Genomic DNA, 21,889 nt, shown 5'->3' with positions numbered 1-21,889 from the left:
TCCTTAAAATTTAAGTTGATAACCGGCTTTTTTCGCTATACCAGTTAACCGGACATTCGTATTTTTGTACTTGCTCAACCACACCAAGCGTAAGGGCAAATAAGGCCATCCGGATCAAGACACCGTTATCAGCCTGGCGAAAAATGGCTAAGTTGGGGTTTTGGTTCAGGTCATTATCCAGCTCATTAGCCTCAGAGCGAGAGTCACGCGGTAACGGATGCATAATGACGGTGTTAGGCTTGTAGTGCTTAGTGTAAATGGCCTGATTTAAACGAAACTTTCCACGATATTGATCAGCGTCTTCAGGCGATGCGAAGCGTTCTTGCTGGATCCGGGTTTGATAAACGATGTCGGCATCGACAATACCATCAACTTTTTCGGTGACAAGATAGCGATGACCGGCGTTTTCAAGCGTATCCAGCACCCCTGTCGGCATTGCCAGCTCGCGTGGCGAGATCAAGGTGAACTGGACGTTTTTATACATCGATAGAAGCTTAGATAATGAATGCACTGTACGACCATACTTCAAATCACCAATCATGCAGATGTGCATGTTATCAATACCCTGGCCGTGGTAAGCCAGCTCTTTTTCAATGGTGTATAAGTCGAGGAGTGCCTGAGTGGGATGCTCATTGGCACCATCACCACCATTAATTACCGGAACCCGGCTGCCTTTGGAAAACTCGGCTACGGAACCTGCTTTCGGGTGGCGCATGGCGATAACATCGCTGTAACTGCTGAGGACCCTTGCGGTATCGTAAAGAGACTCACCCTTGGCGATAGCCGAGCTCTCCATGCCCGTGGTTTCCCGGACCTCACCGCCAAGTAAATTAAAGGCCGTGCCGAAGCTGACACGGGTTCGCGTCGACGGTTCAAAAAACAAATTGCCGAGAATGGCGCCTTCCAGCACTTTAGTACGCTTTTTTCTGCGGGCGTAGGGCTGCATTTGATCAGCTACTGAAAAGATATAATCAATACTGTCACGATCAAACTGGTTAACAGAAAGAATATTGGAGCCGGTGAAATCCATCGTACGCTGCGCCTTTTGTGCCGAGAGTTTCTACCCGCAAACTATAGCAAATTTCACCGTCAAAAAGAATCTAGTAGGGTTTAACCACGGCTAATATGACAACGGCAAACAAAATCAGTACCGGGATCTCATTAAAAACCCGATAAAACCGATGGCTGCGTTTATTGCGGTTATTTTTAAAGTCGGCCAACACCTTAAAGCAGTAGCCGTGATAAAGGTACAAAAAGGCCACCAACAGTAATTTAGTATGCATCCAGCCGCTGACCGCAAACCAGCCACTGCCGTACGCGGCAATAAGAATTACACCAAAAACCAGTGTTAAAATCGCAAAGGGTGTGACAAAAAATAATAATTTGCGCTCCATCACTTTAAATTGCTGGTCGACGGCCGGATGCTCGCTCATAGCGTGATAAACAAACAGGCGGGGCAGATAAAAAATACCGGCAAACCAGGCCACCATAAAAATGACATGAAAGGCTTTGACCCATAAAATCCAGCTCATTATTGCTCTCTTGGTTAGTGTTTAAGATAGTTCGCGTTGTAATGCCCGACGCACAATTTCCCAGGTAACGATGCCACAGGGTTCGCTTTGCTTCTGATCAAAGACGTAAACAGCGCCACGCCGGGCGCCACTCAGTTCATCCCAGACTTCAGCCAGCGTAGAAGTCACTTTGATACCCGTAATTGGCATATAGCTTAATGACGGGCTGTCGCCGGCACCAATATCATAACTGACCAGGCGATAACTGGGCTGGTTATCTTCGTCAACATTCATAACCACCACGGTCTGATTAGACGAGTTTTCGAGTACATCAAGCAGTTCATTCTGAGTCGGTTCAAGCAGAAGTTTAAACTCCGTTTCCATCACATGTTCAACACCGGTTTTTTGTAATGCCACGGCGACAGGCGCAATTTGGTAGGGCAGGTCCTGCAAATCCAGCTGAGAAATAAAAATAGACTTAGAGCGAAACAGTTGGGACGAAATCAGGTACGCGGGAACAATGACCAGCATGGCCGGAATAACAATTTCCACACTACGAGATAGTTCAACTATTGCTAGAAGCGCTGCCATGGGAGCGTGAATACTGGCGGCAAGAATACCGGCCATGCCTAATAATATAAAGGTATCAAATTCCAGTAACTGGCTTAGTGGCAACTGGTTAACAACCCCGGTAAATAAAGCCGCGACCACTGCGCCGATGCCAAAAACTGCGCCAATCAGGCCGCCGGGTACACCCATACCCAAGGCAATTGCGCTGGCAATTAATTTGGCAAATAGCAGAGTGAACAAAATTGACAGTTCTCCCTGGTGCTGCAGAACCTGCTGTATAGCGGTCAGGCCAGGGCCCATACTGGTTGGAATGATGACGGCTAACAGCGCGGTAATAAAACCGGCAAACATTAAGCGTGTGATTAAATTCATGTCTTTAACGGTGTCCATAACATCCATCATCAGACGCTTAAAAACGACACCACTGACGCCCAGAACAACACCTAATAAGACCACCCAGGCCAATTGTGTATTGGGTAATTCGGTTGCGTGCAGCATGGCCAGTTCCGGTGCCAGACCAAAGATTTGCTCGGTGATTAATGACCCGGCTACCGCGGACAGCATTACCGGGATAAAAATGTGGACTTTATATTCACGCAGGACAACTTCCATCACCAACACCATGGCGGCTATCGGTGTGTTAAACGAGGCTGCGATAGCAGCGGCAATACCGCAGGCAGCTAAGGTTCGGATTGCATTTTTCGGTGTCTCGACATGATAACCTACCCAGGTGCTGGCGGCAGCTCCCAGATGAACCGCCGGGCCTTCGCGACCAACACTAAAGCCAGCGACAAGTGCAATAATACCACCAAAAAACTGATTCAGGGTGCTGCGCCAGGGCAACATACCATAGTGTTGTTTCATCCGGTGAATAACGTAAGGTAAACCCATACGTACCCGACGCGAGCGCGCTACGGTGAACAGCACGAAGATCAAGACGACAGCGATAATCGGTATCAGAAAGCGTGAAAAAGTCGGTAAGGGCTGTTGCCAATGACTGACATTACCGACAACATAAGCTCCTTGCTCTATGGCAAGACGGAAAAACACAATAATCAGAGCCGCAGCAATACCGCCGAGTAAGCCCAGTAAGCAAATAGCCAGGGTTGTCGTAGGTGCTGCAAGTTGTTTGCGTAAGCTCTTTTTCAGTAACTCAGTCTTAGGCATTCCGTCCTATCCTGGAGCAGCTGTGCTGTGATGCTGTGATCTTCAGAGTTTAACATATCAGTGAATGACGACATTAGGAACAAACTGATTTTGATGAAAAAAGTCTTTTCTTTACGACGTTTAAATGAACGCTGGGGGCGCTTGCCGATTGCGCTGGCATTGGGTCTTATTGGCCTGATGATTATCTATCTGGCTTATTTAGCAGGCGTTTGGCATGCTTATTATCTTAAAAATACGTTAACTGAGCAGAAACAACAGTTACAACAGCTTTATCAGCAACTTGAGCGTCTGGAATCACAGCGCAACGTACTGCAAGTTGAGCTGGATATCGAAAAGTCCTCCAGTCAGGGATTTCAGCAGCAATTGATTGCGCTACAGGAAGATAATTATAGCTTAAGAGAAAATATTGCGTTTTATCAAAAAATCATGGCTCCTGAGCTTGAACACGACGGGGTTATCATTGAATCGCTGAGCTTAACGCCCAATGTCAGTCCCGGGCATTATCACTTTTCTCTTGCTCTGTTGCAGGTTAAGCAACGGCGTCAGCTGGTCGGCGGGCACGTTGGAATCACCCTGGTAGGCCGCACTGACGGTAAGGAAAAGCGGTTTGACTTGCTCGAACTGGCTAATCTCAAGGAGCAACAGCAGCAATTTGTGATGCGTTACTTTGCTCTTTACGAGGGCGACTTTATGCTGCCCGACGGCTTTGCGCCCGAGCGAATTGAAGTAACGGCAACGCTTACGAAAGGTGCCGAAGGGCGGCTAGAGCGAACCTTCTTTTGGCAACAAAGCCTGGAACCGGCGAACAATACTTGACCAAAATAGTCAAGTACGAGAAAATTAATGACCTATCAACTGCAAGCAATAACAAGGTTGTAATAAATGACGGCGACTGTGCAACAAGCAATGCCCATCGAATTTACCGAACAAGCGGCTAAGCAAGTAAAAAAGCTGATTGAAGAAGAAGAGAATCCGGCACTAAAGCTGCGCGTTTACGTAACAGGTGGCGGCTGTTCCGGTTTTCAGTATGGTTTTACTTTTGACGAAAAAGTTAACCCAGGGGACATGGAAGTGCCAAAAGAGGGGGTTACCCTGGTTGTCGATCCGATGAGCCTGCAATATTTAGTGGGCGGCATAGTGAATTATGAGGAAGGCTTGCAGGGCTCACGCTTTTTTGTCGATAACCCGAACGCTACAACGACTTGTGGTTGCGGTTCCAGCTTTTCTATTTAACCACTGGCTTACTGATTTAAACCCGCAGATCGGATAGACTACGAACACATTTTTTAGTCTGAGGGTATTGCATGAGCTTATTCGCTGAACATCTGCATACGGTTGCAGAGCGTTTTGACCAAGCGCTGGAAGACACGGGTTTTGAGTCGGCCTTAATTTATTCGGGTCAGCCCCGGGTAGCTTTCCTGGATGATAATCCTGCCCCCTATAAAGTTAATCCCTTATTCAAATACTGGGTTCCGCTGCTCAACAGTCCAAAAAGCGCCGTGTTTTACCGTAAAGGTTCCGGTAAACCGACAGTTTACTTATTTCAGGCACGGGACTTCTGGCACTCAGAGGCAAAAATACCGGAAGAGGACTGGCAACAGCAGGTCGAGCTGAAAATTATCGAGAACCTGAGTCAGTTAACCGATGACTTAGGCGATGACTTGGCGGCCACGGCCTTTATCGGAGAGGATTTTGCGCAACCAGTTGCTGACTGGAATGTGAAGGCTCGTAACCCCCAGGATTTACTGGACTATCTGCATTTTCAGCGGGCCATCAAAACCGATTGGGAAGTTGAAAATTTGCGTCAGGCTAATCGTCTGGCAGCAAAGGCGCATCTTGCCGCGAAGCGCGCATTTTTTGCCGGCAAAAGTGAGTTAGCGATTCATGCTGAATATTTAGCCGCGATGAATTTCCGTGAGAGCGAAGTTCCCTACAACAGTATTGTTGCGGTTAATGAGCATTCGGCTGTGTTGCACTACGATGTCTATGATACTGAGCCACCGGCAGAAATGCGGTCATTCTTAATCGATGCAGGAGCGGTTTATAAAGGTTACTGTGCTGATATCACCCGCAGTTATGCTCAGGAGCCTGGATTTTATGCGGATTTGGTCGAGGCACTTGATGCGGCGCAACAAGAATTATTGACCGAGATTAAGCCGGGCGTAAATTATTATGACCTGCATGTTTCGATGCATCTGAAGATTGCGCGCATTCTCAAGCAGTTTGGTTTTATCTCGATAGATGCCGAAAGTGCCTACCAAAAAGGCATTACCAGTGCCTTTATGCCTCATGGTTTAGGCCATTTTATTGGGCTACAAGTGCACGACGTCGGCGGCTTCCTTAAAAATGCAAAGGGCGAAAGTTACCAGCGCAGCGAACGTCACCCCTTTTTAAGGCTGCTGCGCGAGGTCGAGGTCGGGCAGGTGTTTACTATCGAGCCCGGACTTTATGTGATCGATCAACTGCTGGAGAAATTTGCGGGCAGCACTGACATTCACTGGGACAAAGTTGACCAGTTACGGCCTTATGGCGGTGTTCGTATTGAAGACAGTATTGTAGTCGGGGAAAATGGCAACAATGAGAACCTGACCCGGGACGCTTTTGCCAAGCTGACTGAGTCGTAGCTGCATTAATTAGCAACAACCTTAGAACCAAGAATAACCGGACAACGCGCGCCTGTAACGGCAGGCAAGTTGGCCGGTTTTTTATGCTCGTAGCACCAGGCAAACCAGGCAAATGCCATGGCTTCAACGCGCTGCGGATCAATACCGTACTCTAAAGTGGTCCGTAACGGGATTACCTGCCCAAACTGCTGTTGCAGCTGACCCCGAAGTGCGGACATTAAAGCTCCGTTGTTTACTCCTCCGCCACAGGCAATTACTTCGCTAATATTGTCGGTTAACGAGCGGATCCCGGCAATACAAGTTATTGCTGTCAGCTCTATGAGTGTCGCCATGACATCCTGAGGCCGCTCATCGCCGGCCAGGCGAGAGCTCAGCCAGATCGGATTAAACAGTTCACGGCCGGTGCTTTTTGGTGCTTGTTTGGTAAAGTAAGGCTCGCCAAGAAGCCGGCTGAGTAACGGTTGGTTAATCGAGCCGCTTGCCGCTATTTTTCCATCCTCGTCGTAATCCCCGCTCGAATAATGACTTCGGTACCAGGAATCGAGCAGGGTATTTGCCGGTCCGGTGTCAAAACCGAGCACTTCGTCCTGTTGCCCGTTAAGCAACGTAATATTGGCTATACCGCCGAGGTTTAAAACAGCTTTTCTGTTATCTGGGGTAGCCTCCAGCAGGTGGTGGTGAAAAGCAGGCACCAGTGGCGCACCCTCACCTCCTGCAGCTATATCCTTTTGACGAAAGTCGCTGATAATGCTGATACCGGTCTGCATGCTGACCTGGGCTGCATTTAACAGCTGCAGCGAAAACGGTGCGTTTGTGTTGGCCCGACTGGGCGGGAAGTGCCATAAGGTCTGGCCATGGCAACCTGCTGCAGTAATATCCTTGCTGTCAATGGATTGATGGTGCAGCAGAGTGTTGATGGTATCAGAGACCTGGCGGGAGTAGTCCGCCTCTAGCTGTTTGAACTGGGTAAGCGACTGTGGCTTATCTGTCATGGCTTGCTGAAGACGTTTTTTCAGGGGCAGAGGGATTACAGTGCTGTAAAATCCCTCCAGCTGCAGCGCGCCCTGATTGTTTATCCGGCAGAGTACAGCGTCAACAGCGTCAACGCTGGTTCCAGACATAACGCCAATAAAGCGTTGCATATCAACGCATAGCCAGAGAAATACGCTTGTTATCGCTTAACACGGCGACCAGTTGGTCTGCGTACTGGCGAAATGCCGGAAGTTCGGACTCGGCCAGTGATTTTGCCTTAGGTAGCTCAACGGTACGCGGGTTACGGTGGGCACCGTTAACCAGAAACTCATAGTGCAAATGAGCACCGGTTACCCGGCCTGTAGCGCCGACGCGGCCGATAAGCTGTCCTTGTCTTACACGCTCGCCGGTGCGTACGTGCTTACGGCTTAAATGTAAGTACTTAGTCACATAGCTTTCGCCGTGCTGAATAAAGACATAATTACCGTTAAGGTTATTGTAACTGGCCTTTATGACCTTCCCGTCACCTGCAGACATAACCGGAGTGCCGGTTGCCGCTGCGTAGTCAGTGCCATTATGAGGCCGGACGCGACCGGTTACCGGATGCAGGCGGTTTGGATTAAAGTTAGAGCTTACGTAGGTAAATTTAACCGGAGAGCGCAAGAAAGTTTTGCGCATAGCTCTGCCATTAGGCGTGTAGTAGCTGCCATTGTCATGCAGGATCGCCTGGAAAGTCTCATCTCGGTTAACAAATTCCGCCGCCAAAATTTTACCGTAGCCGACAAATTCGCCATCAACGTATTGTGTTTCATATAACACGCTGAACTCATCTCCTTTGCGGATATCCAGAGCAAAATCGATGTCCCAGCCAAAAATGTCAGCAATACGCATAATTTGGTTATCGGTGATACCCGCATTAATGCCCGCGTTCCAAAAGCTTGAATCTATGACGGCATGGGTGAATTCGGTGCGGCTTTCAATTTCCCGTTTTTCAACTTCTGCAATAAAGCGGTCCTGCTGGCGCGTTATGATCAGAGTTTCAACATCGTTAATCTCATGAACAAGCTGGACAAGCTGCCCCTCGGTGTCGGTTGCCAGGCGTAAAATATCGCCGGGATGAACCTTTTTCAGCAGTTCTGCTTCGTCTCCTGAGGTGGTAACCCGGTAGAGCTGTTGTGCCGTTAAGCCAAGCTTATCGAAAATTTTGGCTAAATTATCGCCACCCTTTATCTGGTAGCTTTGCCAGCTAAAGTTGTTCGAAACTGATTCTTCTCCGGCTTCGGGTGTTTCGACCGCTAGTTCCAGCTGATAGCGCTTACCCGGCATCAGCTGTTCAGGTGATTTTGAGTTCTTTGATGCCGTCGCAGGTTCCGACGGAATAACAAGTAACAGCAGCAGGGTGACACTGACTGTGCTAATCAGAACGCGATGAAAACGAGGCAGGTCATTAAATAGCTGCTTTAAACGAATAACGACGGTTGGTTTCATAAATAGCGCACTTTAGCTCTGTTATTAAAAAGACATTGGGAGGTTTTTCGCATGTGTTAATTGTTTAACCCCTCGTGTTTAACGAGGATAATACGAAATATTTGAGAATACCAGTTTTCAGGTGCTTAAAACCACCCGTATTATGGCGTAAACTAGCATCTTTACAATTCTTAAAGCAAGGCGCAGGAGATCGACTAAATGACAGCTCAGGTAAAAGCAGCGCTCGCCGAAATAACTCGCGGGGTTGAAGAAGTACTGATCGAGAGTGAACTGGCAGATAAACTAGCGCAGGAAAAGCCACTGGTTATTAAAGCCGGCTTTGACCCAACGGCTCCGGATCTGCATTTAGGTCATACCGTATTAATTAATAAATTGCGATTGTTTCAGGATTACGGTCATAAAGTGGTTTTTCTGATTGGCGACTTCACCGGCATGATCGGTGACCCTACCGGAAAAAATGTGACGCGCCAGCCACTGACAGAAGAGCAAGTACTCGCCAACGCAGAAACTTACAAAGAGCAAGTATTCAAAATTTTGGATCCCGCCAAAACAGAAATTCGGTTTAATTCCGAATGGATGAGCAAAATGGGTGCGGCCGAGATGATAAAACTGGCTGCGCGACAAACCGTAGCGCGGATGCTTGAGCGGGACGATTTTAAAAAGCGCTACAAAGGTAATCAGGCGATTGCCATACACGAGTTTTTATATCCCTTAGTGCAGGGCTGGGACTCGGTTGAGTTGCAGGCCGACGTTGAGCTAGGCGGTACTGACCAGCGGTTTAACCTTTTGATGGGTAGAGAACTGCAAAAAGAACAAGGACAACGGCCGCAAACAGTGCTTATGGTGCCTTTGCTTGAAGGCCTGGACGGCGTCCAGAAAATGTCGAAATCGCTGAATAATTACATCGGTATTACTGAGCCTGCTAACGACATGTTTGGCAAAATTATGTCAATTTCCGACGAGTTAATGTGGCGCTACTTTGAACTGCTTAGTTTCCGGCCTTTAGAGCAAATTGCCGGCTTTAAAAGCCGGGTCCAGGAAGGTGAAAACCCGCGTGACATCAAAGTGTTACTGGCGAAGGAAATTATTGCTCGTTTTCATTCCGAGGCTGACGCGGATAAAGCAGAACAGGATTTTATCCAGCGTTTTCAGAAAAATGCGATACCCGAAGACATGCCGGAGTATGAGCTGGCTCCCGGCGAAGACGGCATGCCCATTGGTAATGTTCTAAAAGAGGCAGGCTTAGTCGGTTCAACCTCTGATGCCATGCGGATGATAAAACAGTCGGCGGTAAAAAAAGACGGTGAAAAGTTAACAGATAATAAAATGCTTTGTACCACCGCAGACTCCGGCGTTTATCAAGTGGGTAAGCGCCGCTTTGCCCGCATCACCTTTGTTTGAAACCTGCATAAAAAACCCAGCCGACAGTGCCGGCTGGGTCGTATCGTTGACTGATTATTAAGCCTCTAAACCTTGAAGCTGCGAATCGATTCCTGTAGCTCGTCTGCCAGTTTAGCGACCTCGTTAGAAGCCTGCGCCGTTTGCTTAGAACCTGACGCGGTTTGCTCGGCAATAGAAACAATAGCTTCCAGACGTTCACTGATATCATGGGTTGTCCGGCTTTGTTCCTGCGCAGCAGTCGCGATATGGTTACTGCTATCAGCCGCCTGATGGACAGCGTCTGTGATTGACTGCAGGGCTTCAGCCGCTTCATCAGTCTGTTGAACACTTTTCTCGGCTTGCTGGCTACCGCGGTTCATTACCTGAACTGCTCGTTCCGAATCGGTTTGCAGGCTTTCGATCATGTGCTGAATTTCTTCCGTTGACTCCTGCGTTCGGCTGGCCAGGGTGCGGACTTCGTCGGCCACCACGGCAAAGCCACGACCCTGTTCTCCTGCTCGAGCCGCTTCAATGGCCGCATTAAGAGCTAGCAAGTTGGTCTGATCAGCGATGCCGCGGATAACATCCAGGATGCCGCCGATATTCTTACTGTTTTCTGACAACTGGTTAATGACTTCGGATGCGCCCTGGATTTCACGCGCCAGACTGTCGATGGTATTGCGGTTTTGCTCAGAAATTTTACGTACCCGCGTAGCCTCATCATCGGAATGCTGGATTTCTCGCAATGCCTGGTCAGCACCATCGGCCATTTCGCTGGCGGTACTGCTCATTTCCTGCGTTGCTGTGGCAACCTGTTCAATTTGACTGCGCTGTTCATCAATAGAGCGAGTTGTTTCTTCAGACACACTGGAGCTCTCTTCAGCGGCGGTAGCTAGCTGAGTTGAGCGGCTGGCAATACTTTCGACCAGGTTACGCAAATTATCGGTTAGCTTGTTGGTATTGCCGGCTAAGGTTCCAAACTCATCCTCGGCGGAATAATCTACCCGTTCGGTCAGATTACCATCAGCCATAATGTTTAGCATATGGTTAACTTTGCGCAGCGGCACACTGATGCTGCGTACCGTATACCATGAGATAAATACCGCCAGGGCTATGGATATCAAAGTGACAATGATATTGATCAAACTGGAGCTGGTTATCGCTCCCGCAACGGAGGAGCGGGTCTCATTGGCGATGCCTTTAACACCTTGTTGTAATTCGCTGGTTAGAGACAGTAAATCATCAAGTTGCTGCGCTGACTGTTGTAACGTATCAGAAGCATCAAGGCGGGTCTGCTCTTGCTCAACAATGTTGTCAGAGTATGAGCCTGGCCCCTGAAGTTGGCTCACTGCCTCACGGATCATCATCAGAGCGTCGCTGACTAAAGACTCTACGTCAGCGGTTACAATTTGCTCTAACTGTTCCAAACGTGGCTCCAGAGCATCAATATTAATGTCGATTTCGCTACGGATAACTTTTGCGTTGTCGATATCACTGGCTTTGTTTAAGTCATACATTAATGTGATTAACGAGCCAACGGACTTTTCAATGGTGCCGGCGAGAGCTGATACTTCTTCGTCAGCTGTCATGTCTGACGCATCGAGTAACAAAATTGCTGAGTCATCCAGTGTAAAGGCAATATCATCAAGCTGTAGCGCCGCGGTATTACCCAACTCAATATAAGAGCGCTGCTGCGTAATAAGCTGGTCAACCAATGCAATATAGGCAGCCGAGCTTTGCTCTAGCTTTTGTATTGTATCATCGTAGCCTTCGCCCCGAATCAATTCACTAACGCCGCTTAGTGCATCCTGAAAAGCGTTGCTGGTTTGCTGAAAACTATTACGATGAGCCTCGACCTGCTCAAGCGATGTGTCGTAAAACGTTTCCGTCTGCAAAGCGCGCAGTTGCAGCACATCAACCTGAATCGCTGAAACGCCTTCAAGGGCCGGCACGGCTTTGTCATTAAGGCGATCGACAGACGAGCCAATACTGTTCACATTAAAAATGGAGCTTAAACTAATGACTAATAACAGCGTTGTGATGACTGCAAAGCCGCCAATGACTCGCATTGCTACTGTTAACTTCATGAAAAATCCCTCACTAAAGCGTTCTCGTTTGTCAGGCTATGGCAGACTGTTGATGGTAAATATCGCGTTCGACGTCCCATAATGTCATATAATTGCCCCAAACACAGCCAGTATCAAGGCCAATTGTTTGAGGTCTGTCGGTTTCACCCATTAAGGCAGCCCAGTGGCCGAATACCGTTGTAAACGATTGTTGGTAAAACTGGTACCAGGGCGTTAGCTCTTTGTTGTTACACTGCTCCGGGTTCCCTTTTTCGCTAAAATCAAGACGCCCGTCAGAGTGACAGAAGCGCATTCTCGTAAACGCATTAACAATAAATCGGTATCGGCTGTAACCGGATAAACTTGAATCCCACTGGGTCGGCTGATTGCCGAACATCTGCTTGAGAAATACCATAATGTCATCCGCTTTCAATTGTTGCTCTACTTCGCTGGATGCTTGCTTTGCCTGTGTTAATGACCACCATGGATAAAAACCAGCATGGGTAACGGCAAGCTGATATTGTGGGATAAAATGAAAAAGAGGCTGCTGACGTATCCAGTCCAGCCAGTCAAGCCGGCGTCGGCTATTTAACAGTGCATCGAGGCGATCTTTTGGATTGGCCTTACGCTGCCCGGCTAAAATGCCCAGTAGGTTTAAATCGTGATTTCCCAGCACGGTTCGTACCGCATGCTCAGGTGCGTCGACAAAAAACTGCAGTGCAGCTAAAGAATCGGGCCCGCGGGCGATGATATCGCCAACACACCAAAGGGTATCATGTTGGTAGCTAAAGCCCACCGTGTCGAGCAGCTGCATGAGTTCTTTGTAACAGCCGTGCACATCACCAACAATATAAAGGCTCATGATCAGTGGATGATGTTGGGGATAGCAAGACGAAAAGACGGAATATCACAGTTAAAATGTTCACCATTATGGTCAGTCATCAGGTAGTGACCCTGCATAGTTCCGATGGGAGTCGCCAATACAGTACCGCTGGTATAGCTGAACGACTGATTGGCGTTAATAATAGGCTTTTGCCCGACAACACCTTCGCCGGCAACGCGTGTTACTTTATTGTCAGCATCGACGATATGCCATTCGCGGCTGAGTAACTGAATGTTATGCTGACTCTGGTTATGCACGGTTATGGTGTACGAAAACACATAATGCTGCTTGTCCGGGTATGACTGCGACTGCAGATACTGAGTTTTAACATCAATTTTGATTGCGTGTTTACTCATCGTTACTTGAGTCCTGTTCAGTTAGCCAATCCGCCATTCTGCAGTAATCTGCCACAGACAAGGTTTCAGGTCGAGCGCCCGGGTCAATGCTCAGTTGCAGCAATTGTTCTTCGTTAATTAAACCTTTCAGGTTATTACGAATTGTCTTGCGGCGCTGATTAAAAGCCTGCAGACATAACTGATGTAACTGTTGCTTATCTTTTACCGGTGTCGGGCTAGTCTGATAAGGTTCAAGACGCACTACAGCGGATTCAACTTTTGGTGGTGGGTTAAATGCCGCCGCCGGCACGTCTAAGACAGAGCTAACCCTACAGGCTTGCTGGACTACTACGCTAATACGGCCGTATGCTTTCGAGCCTGGTTCTGCGGCCAGTCTGTCGACAACCTCTTTTTGCAACATAAAGTGCATGTTGTCGATTGAGGGGCTGAACTTTAACAAATGGAAAATCAACGGCGTTGAAATGTTATAAGGCAAGTTACCAAACACTCGTAAAGGCTGTTCCGGGCTGGCAAACTGCTGCAAGTCGACTTGCATGGCATCGCCCCGGATTACCTCGAGCTTTTGGTTTAAAAAAGGGTGGGATTCAAGCCGGTCGGCAAGATCCCGGTCAATTTCAATAACTCTGAGAAAACCAGCCTGGTCGGCAACGGGCTCGGTTAAAGCAGCCAGACCCGGACCAATCTCTAACAAATTCTGCCCGGGCTGCGGGTCTATTAAGCCAACAATGCTGTCGATGATTTGCTGATCATGCAAAAAGTTTTGACCAAAACGTTTTCTGGCACGGTGGCCTAGGTGGGTTTTACTCATTATGTGATGCTCTTACCATATCGATTGCCGTCTCTATCGCCAACCGGCAACTGCCCGAGTTAATCTTGCCAGAGCCTGCCATATCAAGGGCTGTGCCATGGTCAACCGAGGTACGGATAAAGGGTAGACCAAGGGTAATATTAACCGCTTTACCAAATCCTTTGTATTTTAATACCGGCAAGCCCTGGTCATGGTACATCGCCAGCACAGCCGTTGCAGTATCTAGATATTTGGGCTGGAAAACGGTGTCAGCCGGTAGGGGACCTTCTAAATTCAAACCTTGTTGCTTAAGCTCAGCCAGAACCGGTTCAATAACATCAATTTCTTCACTTCCCAGATGGCCATTCTCGCCGGCGTGAGGGTTTAAACCGCAAACTAATATTTTTGGGTCCGCATAACCAAACTTTTCGACCAAATCGGTGTGCAGTATGGTAAGAATTTTTGTCAGGCGCTCCGGAGTAATTGCGCGGTTTACGTAAGCTAATGGTATGTGTGTGGTTACTAATGCCACCCGCAGACCTTCAGTAGCCAGCATCATAACCACGTCAGTACGGTTTGCCTGGCTGGCAAAAAATTCAGTGTGGCCGGAAAACGCAATACCGGCTTCGTTAATAATTCCTTTATGGACGGGACCGGTTATTACAGCATCGAACTCGCCACTGAGGTTGCCGTTTGAGGCGCGGGTTAACGTATCAACAACATAGTGGCCGTTTTCTACTGCAAGCTGACCAGCAACCGCTGGCTGTGCCAGAGGGATATGCTCGACCAGTAAAACGCCTTTTGGCAGTGGAGTTGTTGGGCGCTGTCCGTTGTAGCGCTCGATAGTCACATCCAGACCAAGCTGTGCAGCGCGCTGTTGCAGTAAATCAGCATCAGCGCAGACAACGATGGCAGCCGGCCATTGCTGCTGCATCATCATCACAGCAAGGTCAGGACCAATGCCGGCCGGTTCGCCGGGAGTGAATACCAACAACGGTAATTGATTAGCCGCCATATTAATTTACGACTTTACGAACATAAGCCCGGTCGCGTATTTCCTGCTGCCAGTTATCCAGCTCTTCTCTGAATTTACGTGAAAATAGCATCTGGTAAGCGCGCTCTTGTTTGCTTTCCTGAGTGGCATCAAGGGTCCGGCGATCGGTTACTTCAACAATATGCCAGCCAAACTGGGATTTAAACGGTTCGCTGATGCGGTTTTTTTCAATCGTTTGTACTTTTTGCTTAAATTCCGGCGCGTATTTATCAGGTCTTGCCCAGCCTAAATCACCACCGCGGGAGGCCGAACCCGGATCCGCTGAGTGCTCACGGGCAAGTTCATCAAAGCTTTTTTCATCGTTCTGAACCTGTTGGCGAAATTCGGTCAACATTTTTTCGGCGCGGCTGTCCGATAATATTACCGACGGTTTAATCAGGATGTGGCGGGCTTTAACTTCCTGAACCTCGACCCGTTGCTCGCCGCGTTTATCGGCTACTTTTAAAATATGGAAACCAACACCACTGCGGATCGGGCCGACAACCTCACCGACCGCTTTGCCTTTAACCACATCGGCAAACAGCGTTGGCATTGTATTTTCGGTCATCCAGCCTAAGTCGCCGCCATCCAGTGCATTATTGCCCGAGGATGAGCGTATCGCCAAATCGGCGAAGTCTTGTCCTTCGTCCAGCAGTTCCAGCACTGTTTCGGCACGTTGCTTGGCAAGTTCCTGTTCCTGTTGCGTAGCATCAGACGGGCTGGCAATTAATATTTGGCTTAGCCGGTATTCTGTCTGTACCTGTTCATTATTTTCAATCAGTTCGACCAGGTTGTTCACTTCCTGCGGAGTAATACTAACCCGCCGCTGGACAGCTGCCCGCTCAACCTGAGAGGTAATCAGTTCGTTTTTGATTTGCTCGCGAAAGGTGGCCCATTCCTGACCAGATTGGGTTATTTGCTGACGCAATTGCGGAGCGGTCATGTTGCGCTCGCTGGCGATCCGCTCTATGGCTTGTTCAAGCTGTGATTCACCGACCTCAACGCCCATACGTGCCGCCATTTGCAACTGCAGTTCCTGCAGCACCAGACGGTCTGTTACCTGAGTTTCAAGTACTTCGTCAGTGGGAGCATTTGAACGATCAAAATTTTCGCTGTTTTTGACTTGTTCTATCATCTGATCAATCTGACTTTGCAGGATGACGCCCTCATCAACGATAACCGCTACCCGGTCAATAGTTTGTTGTGCGTTTGCGAACGTCGCGGTTAAGGTAGACAACCCAAGCACCGTTACCGCAAAGAAAAGAGTCGCAAAATGTTTCATTATACCTACCACTAGTTACTAAGATAAAAAGGCCGGCGATAGCCGTATATGCTCTTCTCGAGCATCTCGATTAAACTACTGCTGTCAGTGCCCAGCCCACTGATAATAAACTGCAGGCTAACACCGTTGTCAAATTCTGCTGTTGAAAGGTTTGGAGTAACCGCTCCCGCCACGATATCCGCTTCAAGGTCACGATGGATCCGACGGTAGGCCGATACCCGGACGGCCCAGCAACAACTACTGTACTGCACCCCGACAATGGCATCATTGACCCGGTCGTTTGCCAGGTCATAATAAACGTTCGCCGCAACCTGCCACTGTTTACTCAGTTCCCAAACGGCCTGCGAACCAACCTGTTCGATATCGTTGTTAAAAATATTGGTCGCTTTACGGTGATTCACCTGCAACAGCTTACGTTCATTAAGCCGATATTCCAATGCCGTCTGACTCTTGCGGGTGCGGTTTAGTTCCGTGTCATACTGGATCGCGCTGCGCAGGCTCCAGTTAGGATTAATTGACCAGTTTAAATCGGCTACCCACTCTGAGTTGCTGGAGGTTACTTGTGTTTGCTCGCTGAGGAGCTGGGTCCGGCTGTCACTAAAATAATAAATTTGGCCCAGATTGACACGCAGCAGTTCACGTTCTTTTTGGTTAAAGATACTGCTGCTGGCTCCGTAAGTAACCTGGTTAGCCTCGGCGATGCGGTCCAGGCCCGAAAACCGTTGCGCACGAAATAGCCCATGATAATCATCCTGCATCAGCGAGGTGTCATAAATGCCGATGTTTTGCTGATTTTCATAAGGAACATACAAATATTGAATCTGTGGCTCCAGAGTTTGCCGCATTGAGCTGCCGGAGCTTTCAAAATAGCGTTCCAGATGCAGCCTGCCGCGGACTCGCGCCCGGGGCAGACTTCGGGTTACCCGTTCCTGCAGTAATGGCAAATCACTTTGCTGGCGGTAGTGAGTAACCAGATAGTTAAATTCAGCTTCTGCATCGTAAGCGGGTTGTTCAATGGTATAGGACACGGATGGAGCTGTATGCAGCCGGGTGGCGTAGCGATTGCTCTGCTCCTGGTTTTGAAAGTAAGTTAACTCGTTATACCAGCTCCAACTTAACCCCGTAGGTTCGGGCTGGTGAAAAGTAAGGCTAAGTTGCGGGAGCGTGCGGTAAGGGCTGCGGTATTGGCCCAGCAATTTATAGTCTTCCGAACGTATCCGGAAATGCAGGCTTTGGCTGTTGTAATCGACTTGTGCCACTCGATACAAGTGTGTATCGGCACGCCCGGCGAAATCGCTGCCAAAGTCGGTTAAATAATTGTCATCGCTAATGTGCGTTGCATCAATGAAGGCACTCCAGTCTTGTGCAAAATCAGTGCTATGGCTGACATGCCAAAGGTAGCGATCTTCACCATCAGCGCGGGCATTATCGCTGGGCAGAAATTCGAGATTAATTTGTCCACTCGTTTGGCTGAACAAGTACCGATATTCACCTTTTACCATAAGACCCCGTTCGCTCATCCAGACCGGTGCGATGGTAGCGTCCATGTTTTCAGCGATGTTCAGGTAGTAGGGCGTTTCAATTTCCAGACCGTTATTCGAAGAGGAATCAATGGTAGGAAACAGTAAGCCCGATTTACGCTGATCGGTTACCGGAAACGTAAAATAGGGTAAGTAAAAGACCGGCACATCAAACAGTTCAAGCTTTGCCCCCCAGGCTTTACCGTAATCACTTGTCTCAGTAATCTCAATACGTTCAGCGGTGAGCTGCCAGGCAGGGTCATTACTGGGACAAGTAGTAAAACTGGAGTTAAGCAGACTGACCCTTTGTGCCGACAGATTTAACTGTTCCGCCCTGCCACGAGCGTTAGTGTTTGCCATCTGATATTCGGTATCAGTTAGCTGAGCTTGTTCCTGCTCACCGTCAAATAAAAAAGCCTGACCACTTACCTGAATAAAGCCATCAGTGAAGCGTACACCTTCTGTCGCCCGAATGGAGCGGGTTGACTGGTCAATGCTGGCCGACTCAGTGATAAGCCACTGGTTATTCCGTTGTATTAATACATCGCCGGTGAAATTAGCGCTCTGCCCGGTGAATATTTCTGCTCGATCAGAGTAAACTGCAATTGACCCCGGTTTTAACGATGAGTCAAAATCAGGCGCCTCAAACTCAAAAGACTGGCCGGGTGAGCGGCAATCACGAGAAGTAGTATTAGCATTACTCTGCAAAGCGGCTGCCGGAGGCGCAAAAAGGCAGAGGCTCAGCAATGTATGCGTTATGAGTTTTGAACTTACCGACAAAGGCGAAATCCGTTTAGTTTAATGTGTGCTGTAAAGATTGTTTAGCGCGGATGCTATGATATAGCAATTTTGGTAATTTCGCTATTTGATACAAGGTCTGTTTGCTGTCACCAAGCGGGAGAATAATTGTGGTTAAAAACAGAGAAATTGAATTAAAAGCCTGGTGCGAAGCGCAAACCGGTGTTCATCAGCCGCAGCTGGAAGTGGTGTCCGGTGATGCGAGCTTTCGCCGCTATTTTCGTGTTGCCGACGGAAAGCAAAGCTTAATTGCGGTAGATTGCCCACCTGACAAAGAGGATATGGCCCCTTTTATTGCCGTAGCTGATGCTTATCAGCAAGCTGATGTTAAAGTGCCTGCGATTATTGCCGTGCAACGCGAGCACGGATTTATGCTGCAATCTGATTTTGGACAAATCCTGTTGCTGAGTAAGCTGCACCCACGAAATGCGCGCTCTTATTACACGAAAGCACTGGAAATCCTGCCAAATATAATGTCAGTAACTGACACCCGCCTTGGACCGCTTCCAACGTTCGATCGCGAGATGCTAATGCGTGAATTATCGTTGTTTAAGGAGTGGCTATTAGAACACCACCTTCATTGGCAGTGGGACAGTGAGGATGAAGAGGTCTGGAGTGAATTTTGCCAATTAATGATAGACAATGCGCTACAACAACCGCAGGTCGGAGTGCATCGGGATTACCACTCGCGTAACCTGATGCTGTTAGATAACGATGAGATTGGTGTTATTGATTTTCAGGATGCAGTGCTTGGCCCAATCACCTACGATGCGGTGTCGTTGCTTCGTGATTGTTATATCCAGTGGCCAGCAGAAATAGTTACTGAACTGAGTGATTTTTTACGTGTTCAGTTGCAACAGCAGGAAGTACTGACCCGGACAGTAACGCAGGCACAATGGCAGCGCTGGTTTGACTGGATGGGGTTGCAACGGCACACCAAAGCGGCCGGTATTTTTGCGCGGCTTGCGCATCGTGACGATAAGCCTGCCTATTTGCAGGATGTTCCCAGAACCTTAGACTATTTACAGTCGGTAAGTGCTCACTACAAAGAACTGGAGCGCTATCATCAATGGTTGTCCAGTAAAGTAATCAAACGTTGGGAGACGCAATGAAGGCCATGATTTTGGCCGCCGGACGCGGAGAAAGAATGCGGCCTTTGACCGATAGCACGGCAAAGCCGCTGCTCACTGTTAACGGGCAGCCATTAATTGAGTATCACTTACAAAAGTTAGCAGCAGTAAACGTTAAAGAAGTGATCATTAATCATGCCTGGTGTGGTGATAAAATTGAAGCGAAACTGGGGGATGGTAGCCGATGGGGGCTTACTATTCGCTACTCAGCCGAGCCTGAGGGCGGCCTGGAAACTGCCGGTGGTATTATTAACGCGTTGCCATTGTTGGGGACAGACCCTTTTTGGTTAATTAATGCTGATGTGTTTAGTGGACTGCCTTTTGCTGCGCTACCCAGGACTCTGGCTGATCATGATCTGGCACATTTAATGATGGTGCCTAACCCCGACCACAATCCTGACGGCGACTTTGCGGTCGTTAATGGTAGACTGACAACGAAGCAGAGCGACCGGTTGAGTTATACTTACGCCGGTATGGGTCTTTACCGGCCGCAAATGTTTACCGGACAAGCGGTTGATAGGCTCGCCTTACGGCCTTTTTTCGAGCAGGGTATAGCGCGAAAAACACTAGCGGCCAGCATCGTCGATGACAATCTTTGGACCGATGTCGGAACACCGCAGCGGTTGCAACAATTAAATCAACAATTACGGGGTTCTCATGATTTGGGGTAAAGTTATTGGTGCCGTTGCCGGCTATTTGTTTTTGCGGATCCCGGGTGCAGTGATCGGGGCCTTTATCGGCCATTGGTTTGACCGGGGCATGGCCCAGGACTTTACCCGTAAAGGAGGCTTCGGACAGTTTTTATTTGGTGCCGACAAAGCGGTCGCTGACGCTACATTTTTGTACACACTGTTTGCCGTCATGGGGCATCTCGCAAAGGCCAAGGGTCGTGTAACCGACCAGGATATTGCCCAGGCAAGTGCTTTAATGGACCGGCTGCGCTTAACGGGTGAGGCGCGAAGTGAAGCACAGGATGCATTTAGAGAGGGCAAACAGCCGGGCTTCCCGCTGGAAAAAGAAGTGACGGCGTTTCGTGAGGCCTTTTATGGCAACCGTGATGTTTTGCAGTTGTTTATGGAGCAGCTGATGGCGCTGGCGTTAAACGACGGTGTACTTGATAAGGCAGAGCACGAAGTGCTGGTAACGGTCGGTAAAAATCTGGGCTTTACGCGTTTCCAAATTGATCAGTGGCTGACAATGCAAAAAGCTGCTTTTCGCTTCCATCAAAGGCATCAGCAGAGTCAGGGCCGGCAACAACAGCGCAGTAGCGAAGACGATCTTAAAGATGCTTATCAGGTACTGGGTGTTACATCCACGCAGTCCGATGCAGAAATCAAAAAGGCTTATCGAAAACTGATGGCTCGGCACCACCCTGATAAATTGGCATCAAAAGGCTTGCCGGACGAAGTCATGAAAGAGGCACAGGAACGAGCCAGGGATATCCAGGCCGCTTACGATACGATAAAAAGTCAGCGCAGTATGCGTTAAAACCCCTGATGTTTAAGCCAGCCTTTGATTGCCCGCGTAAGCTCCTGTGGAGCCGTTGCAGCGCTGCTAAGCAGAGCCTGTTGACGGTAATTAACATGCTGGTGCTTCTGACTGTACTGTTGTCGCTTGGGTTGGCTTTTCGCTGCCCAGGCGTTAGCGTTTGCAGTGTAAATATCAAGGACTGGCAGCTGCAGCTGACTTAGTTGCTCAGCAACCTCATTGTTAAGCTGGCGCTGAGGCAAATACATATCGATGACAATCAGAGTGTCCGGCATCAGTTCCGGACGTTCCGTCAGAAGCTTAACAGCTATTGCCGCGGTAATGCCTTCAACCACCCAGACAGAAAACCCGGGCTCGTCAACAACTTCTTCATTTAGCTGGGTTATCCGTTGAGCCAGAGCTTCTATGGGTTGGTCAAAAAAGCTTTGATCGACCGGCTGGTAGTAAACCGAGCCAGATTGATGTTGCTGTAGTTGGTGCTGACGGATTGCCCGGGAGGGGGGCACCAAAGCCCAGCTATGCCAGCCAAACAGCGGAGCCTGCTGGTACAAATGGGAAATTAGCGGCGATTGCAGCGGATGTAAGTTCCAGTTGGGCAGATGAACCATGTAACCACGGGCAAAACTAACCATTGGCTGCTGGTATAACGCCAGGTAACGGTCGTCGTTATCGGTCTCTAGCCAGACCAGCTGGTCTGGTGGCAGGTAGCGCTGCAGATCGTTCACGGGCGGCGCGCTGTGAGCATAATAGGACACAGTGCAAAGGGCAATCACAATCAACAAAAGGCGCTTAGTCATACCTTCTTATCGGGCAAGTGCTGATTATCTTGAGTTG

Annotated in this window: 20 protein-coding genes; 7 read left to right on the top strand and 13 right to left on the bottom strand. The window is 48.8% G+C overall.

Going from position 1 to position 21,889, the window contains the following annotated elements:
• Positions 1–10: 10 nt before the first annotated feature.
• The 3 genes from LG288_RS10345 to LG288_RS10335 form a co-directional block, all read right to left on the bottom strand.
• Positions 11–1,030, bottom strand: a complete 1,020-nt coding sequence (locus LG288_RS10345; RefSeq protein ID WP_404400257.1) for an aspartate carbamoyltransferase — start codon at positions 1,028–1,030, stop codon at positions 11–13.
• A 70-nt stretch (positions 1,031–1,100) separates the two neighbouring features.
• Entirely contained in the window at positions 1,101–1,532 is a 432-nt protein-coding gene (gene hemJ / locus LG288_RS10340) for a protoporphyrinogen oxidase HemJ (protein WP_404400256.1), read from the bottom strand.
• A gap of 21 nt (positions 1,533–1,553) precedes the next feature.
• The gene (locus LG288_RS10335) at positions 1,554–3,248 is read right to left on the bottom strand and encodes a chloride channel protein (RefSeq protein WP_404400254.1); all 1,695 of its coding nucleotides are present in this window, start codon (positions 3,246–3,248) and stop codon (positions 1,554–1,556) included.
• Between the two features lie 93 nt (positions 3,249–3,341).
• On the opposite strand from LG288_RS10335, the gene LG288_RS10330 reads away from it, so the two are divergent.
• The 3 genes from LG288_RS10330 (at position 3,342) to pepQ (ending at position 5,872) form a co-directional block, all read left to right on the top strand.
• A complete protein-coding gene (locus LG288_RS10330; RefSeq protein WP_404400253.1) occupies positions 3,342–4,064 on the top strand; it encodes a DUF6776 family protein in 723 nt (240 codons plus the stop codon).
• 66 nt (positions 4,065–4,130) lie between these two features.
• The gene (gene erpA, locus LG288_RS10325; protein WP_404400251.1) at positions 4,131–4,481 is read left to right on the top strand and encodes an iron-sulfur cluster insertion protein ErpA; all 351 of its coding nucleotides are present in this window, start codon (positions 4,131–4,133) and stop codon (positions 4,479–4,481) included.
• Between the two features lie 71 nt (positions 4,482–4,552).
• Positions 4,553–5,872 (top strand): Xaa-Pro dipeptidase, encoded by a 1,320-nt coding sequence (gene pepQ / locus LG288_RS10320; RefSeq protein WP_404400249.1) that lies wholly within the window; start codon positions 4,553–4,555, stop codon positions 5,870–5,872.
• 5 nt (positions 5,873–5,877) lie between these two features.
• Here the strand turns inward: pepQ and LG288_RS10315 are convergent, their stop codons facing one another.
• Positions 5,878–7,014, bottom strand: a complete 1,137-nt coding sequence (locus tag LG288_RS10315) for an anhydro-N-acetylmuramic acid kinase (RefSeq protein WP_404400247.1) — start codon at positions 7,012–7,014, stop codon at positions 5,878–5,880.
• A gap of 1 nt (position 7,015) precedes the next feature.
• Positions 7,016–8,332 carry a peptidoglycan DD-metalloendopeptidase family protein gene (locus LG288_RS10310; protein WP_404400245.1) on the bottom strand — a complete coding sequence of 439 codons (1,317 nt, stop codon included), beginning with the start codon at positions 8,330–8,332 and terminating at the stop codon, positions 7,016–7,018.
• 198 nt (positions 8,333–8,530) lie between these two features.
• Here LG288_RS10310 and tyrS point away from each other — a divergent pair, with 198 nt between their 5' ends.
• The gene (tyrS, locus tag LG288_RS10305) at positions 8,531–9,733 is read left to right on the top strand and encodes a tyrosine--tRNA ligase (RefSeq protein ID WP_404400243.1); all 1,203 of its coding nucleotides are present in this window, start codon (positions 8,531–8,533) and stop codon (positions 9,731–9,733) included.
• Between the two features lie 65 nt (positions 9,734–9,798).
• Here tyrS and LG288_RS10300 read toward each other — a convergent pair whose 3' ends face one another.
• Genes LG288_RS10300 through LG288_RS10270 form a run of 7 tightly spaced genes read right to left on the bottom strand, consistent with a single transcriptional unit; the run spans position 9,799 to position 18,398 of the window.
• Positions 9,799–11,799: a methyl-accepting chemotaxis protein gene (locus tag LG288_RS10300; protein WP_404400241.1), complete on the bottom strand. Its 2,001-nt coding sequence runs from the start codon at positions 11,797–11,799 to the stop codon at positions 9,799–9,801.
• 31 nt (positions 11,800–11,830) lie between these two features.
• Positions 11,831–12,640: a symmetrical bis(5'-nucleosyl)-tetraphosphatase gene (locus tag LG288_RS10295; RefSeq protein WP_404400239.1), complete on the bottom strand. Its 810-nt coding sequence runs from the start codon at positions 12,638–12,640 to the stop codon at positions 11,831–11,833.
• Between the two features lie 2 nt (positions 12,641–12,642).
• Positions 12,643–13,017, bottom strand: coding sequence for a Co2+/Mg2+ efflux protein ApaG (gene apaG / locus LG288_RS10290; RefSeq protein WP_404400237.1), 375 nt, complete (start codon positions 13,015–13,017; stop codon positions 12,643–12,645).
• The gene (gene rsmA / locus LG288_RS10285; RefSeq protein WP_404400235.1) at positions 13,010–13,825 is read right to left on the bottom strand and encodes a 16S rRNA (adenine(1518)-N(6)/adenine(1519)-N(6))-dimethyltransferase RsmA; all 816 of its coding nucleotides are present in this window, start codon (positions 13,823–13,825) and stop codon (positions 13,010–13,012) included. Before rsmA ends, apaG begins: the two co-directional genes overlap by 8 nt.
• Positions 13,818–14,819, bottom strand: a complete 1,002-nt coding sequence (gene pdxA / locus LG288_RS10280; protein WP_404400233.1) for a 4-hydroxythreonine-4-phosphate dehydrogenase PdxA — start codon at positions 14,817–14,819, stop codon at positions 13,818–13,820. The genes rsmA and pdxA overlap by 8 nt, the downstream gene beginning before the upstream one ends.
• Position 14,820: 1 nt before the next feature.
• Complete coding sequence (gene surA, locus LG288_RS10275; protein WP_404400231.1) at positions 14,821–16,119, bottom strand: peptidylprolyl isomerase SurA; 1,299 nt, start codon at positions 16,117–16,119, stop codon at positions 14,821–14,823.
• An 11-nt stretch (positions 16,120–16,130) separates the two neighbouring features.
• Positions 16,131–18,398, bottom strand: coding sequence for an LPS-assembly protein LptD (locus LG288_RS10270; RefSeq protein WP_404403101.1), 2,268 nt, complete (start codon positions 18,396–18,398; stop codon positions 16,131–16,133).
• 149 nt (positions 18,399–18,547) lie between these two features.
• On the opposite strand from LG288_RS10270, the gene LG288_RS10265 reads away from it, so the two are divergent.
• From LG288_RS10265 to djlA, 3 genes are read left to right on the top strand one after another with little or no spacing between them, the layout of a single operon-like run.
• A complete protein-coding gene (locus LG288_RS10265; RefSeq protein ID WP_404400229.1) occupies positions 18,548–19,549 on the top strand; it encodes an aminoglycoside phosphotransferase family protein in 1,002 nt (333 codons plus the stop codon).
• Positions 19,546–20,238, top strand: coding sequence for an N-acetylmuramate alpha-1-phosphate uridylyltransferase MurU (gene murU / locus LG288_RS10260; protein WP_404400227.1), 693 nt, complete (start codon positions 19,546–19,548; stop codon positions 20,236–20,238). Before LG288_RS10265 ends, murU begins: the two co-directional genes overlap by 4 nt.
• A complete protein-coding gene (gene djlA, locus LG288_RS10255) occupies positions 20,225–21,055 on the top strand; it encodes a co-chaperone DjlA (RefSeq protein ID WP_404400225.1) in 831 nt (276 codons plus the stop codon). The genes murU and djlA overlap by 14 nt, the downstream gene beginning before the upstream one ends.
• Here the strand turns inward: djlA and LG288_RS10250 are convergent.
• On the bottom strand, positions 21,052–21,852 hold the full coding sequence (locus LG288_RS10250) for a DUF3530 family protein (RefSeq protein WP_404400223.1): 801 nt from the start codon (positions 21,850–21,852) through the stop codon (positions 21,052–21,054). The genes djlA and LG288_RS10250 overlap by 4 nt on opposite strands.
• Positions 21,853–21,889 lie beyond the last annotated feature (37 nt).

This window comes from Idiomarina seosinensis, from assembly GCF_044797955.1.
GTDB classification, from domain to species: domain Bacteria; phylum Pseudomonadota; class Gammaproteobacteria; order Enterobacterales; family Alteromonadaceae; genus Idiomarina; species Idiomarina seosinensis_A.
The sequence above is the reverse complement of the archived record's forward strand: the minus strand, read 5'-3'. Positions and strand labels throughout refer to the sequence as shown.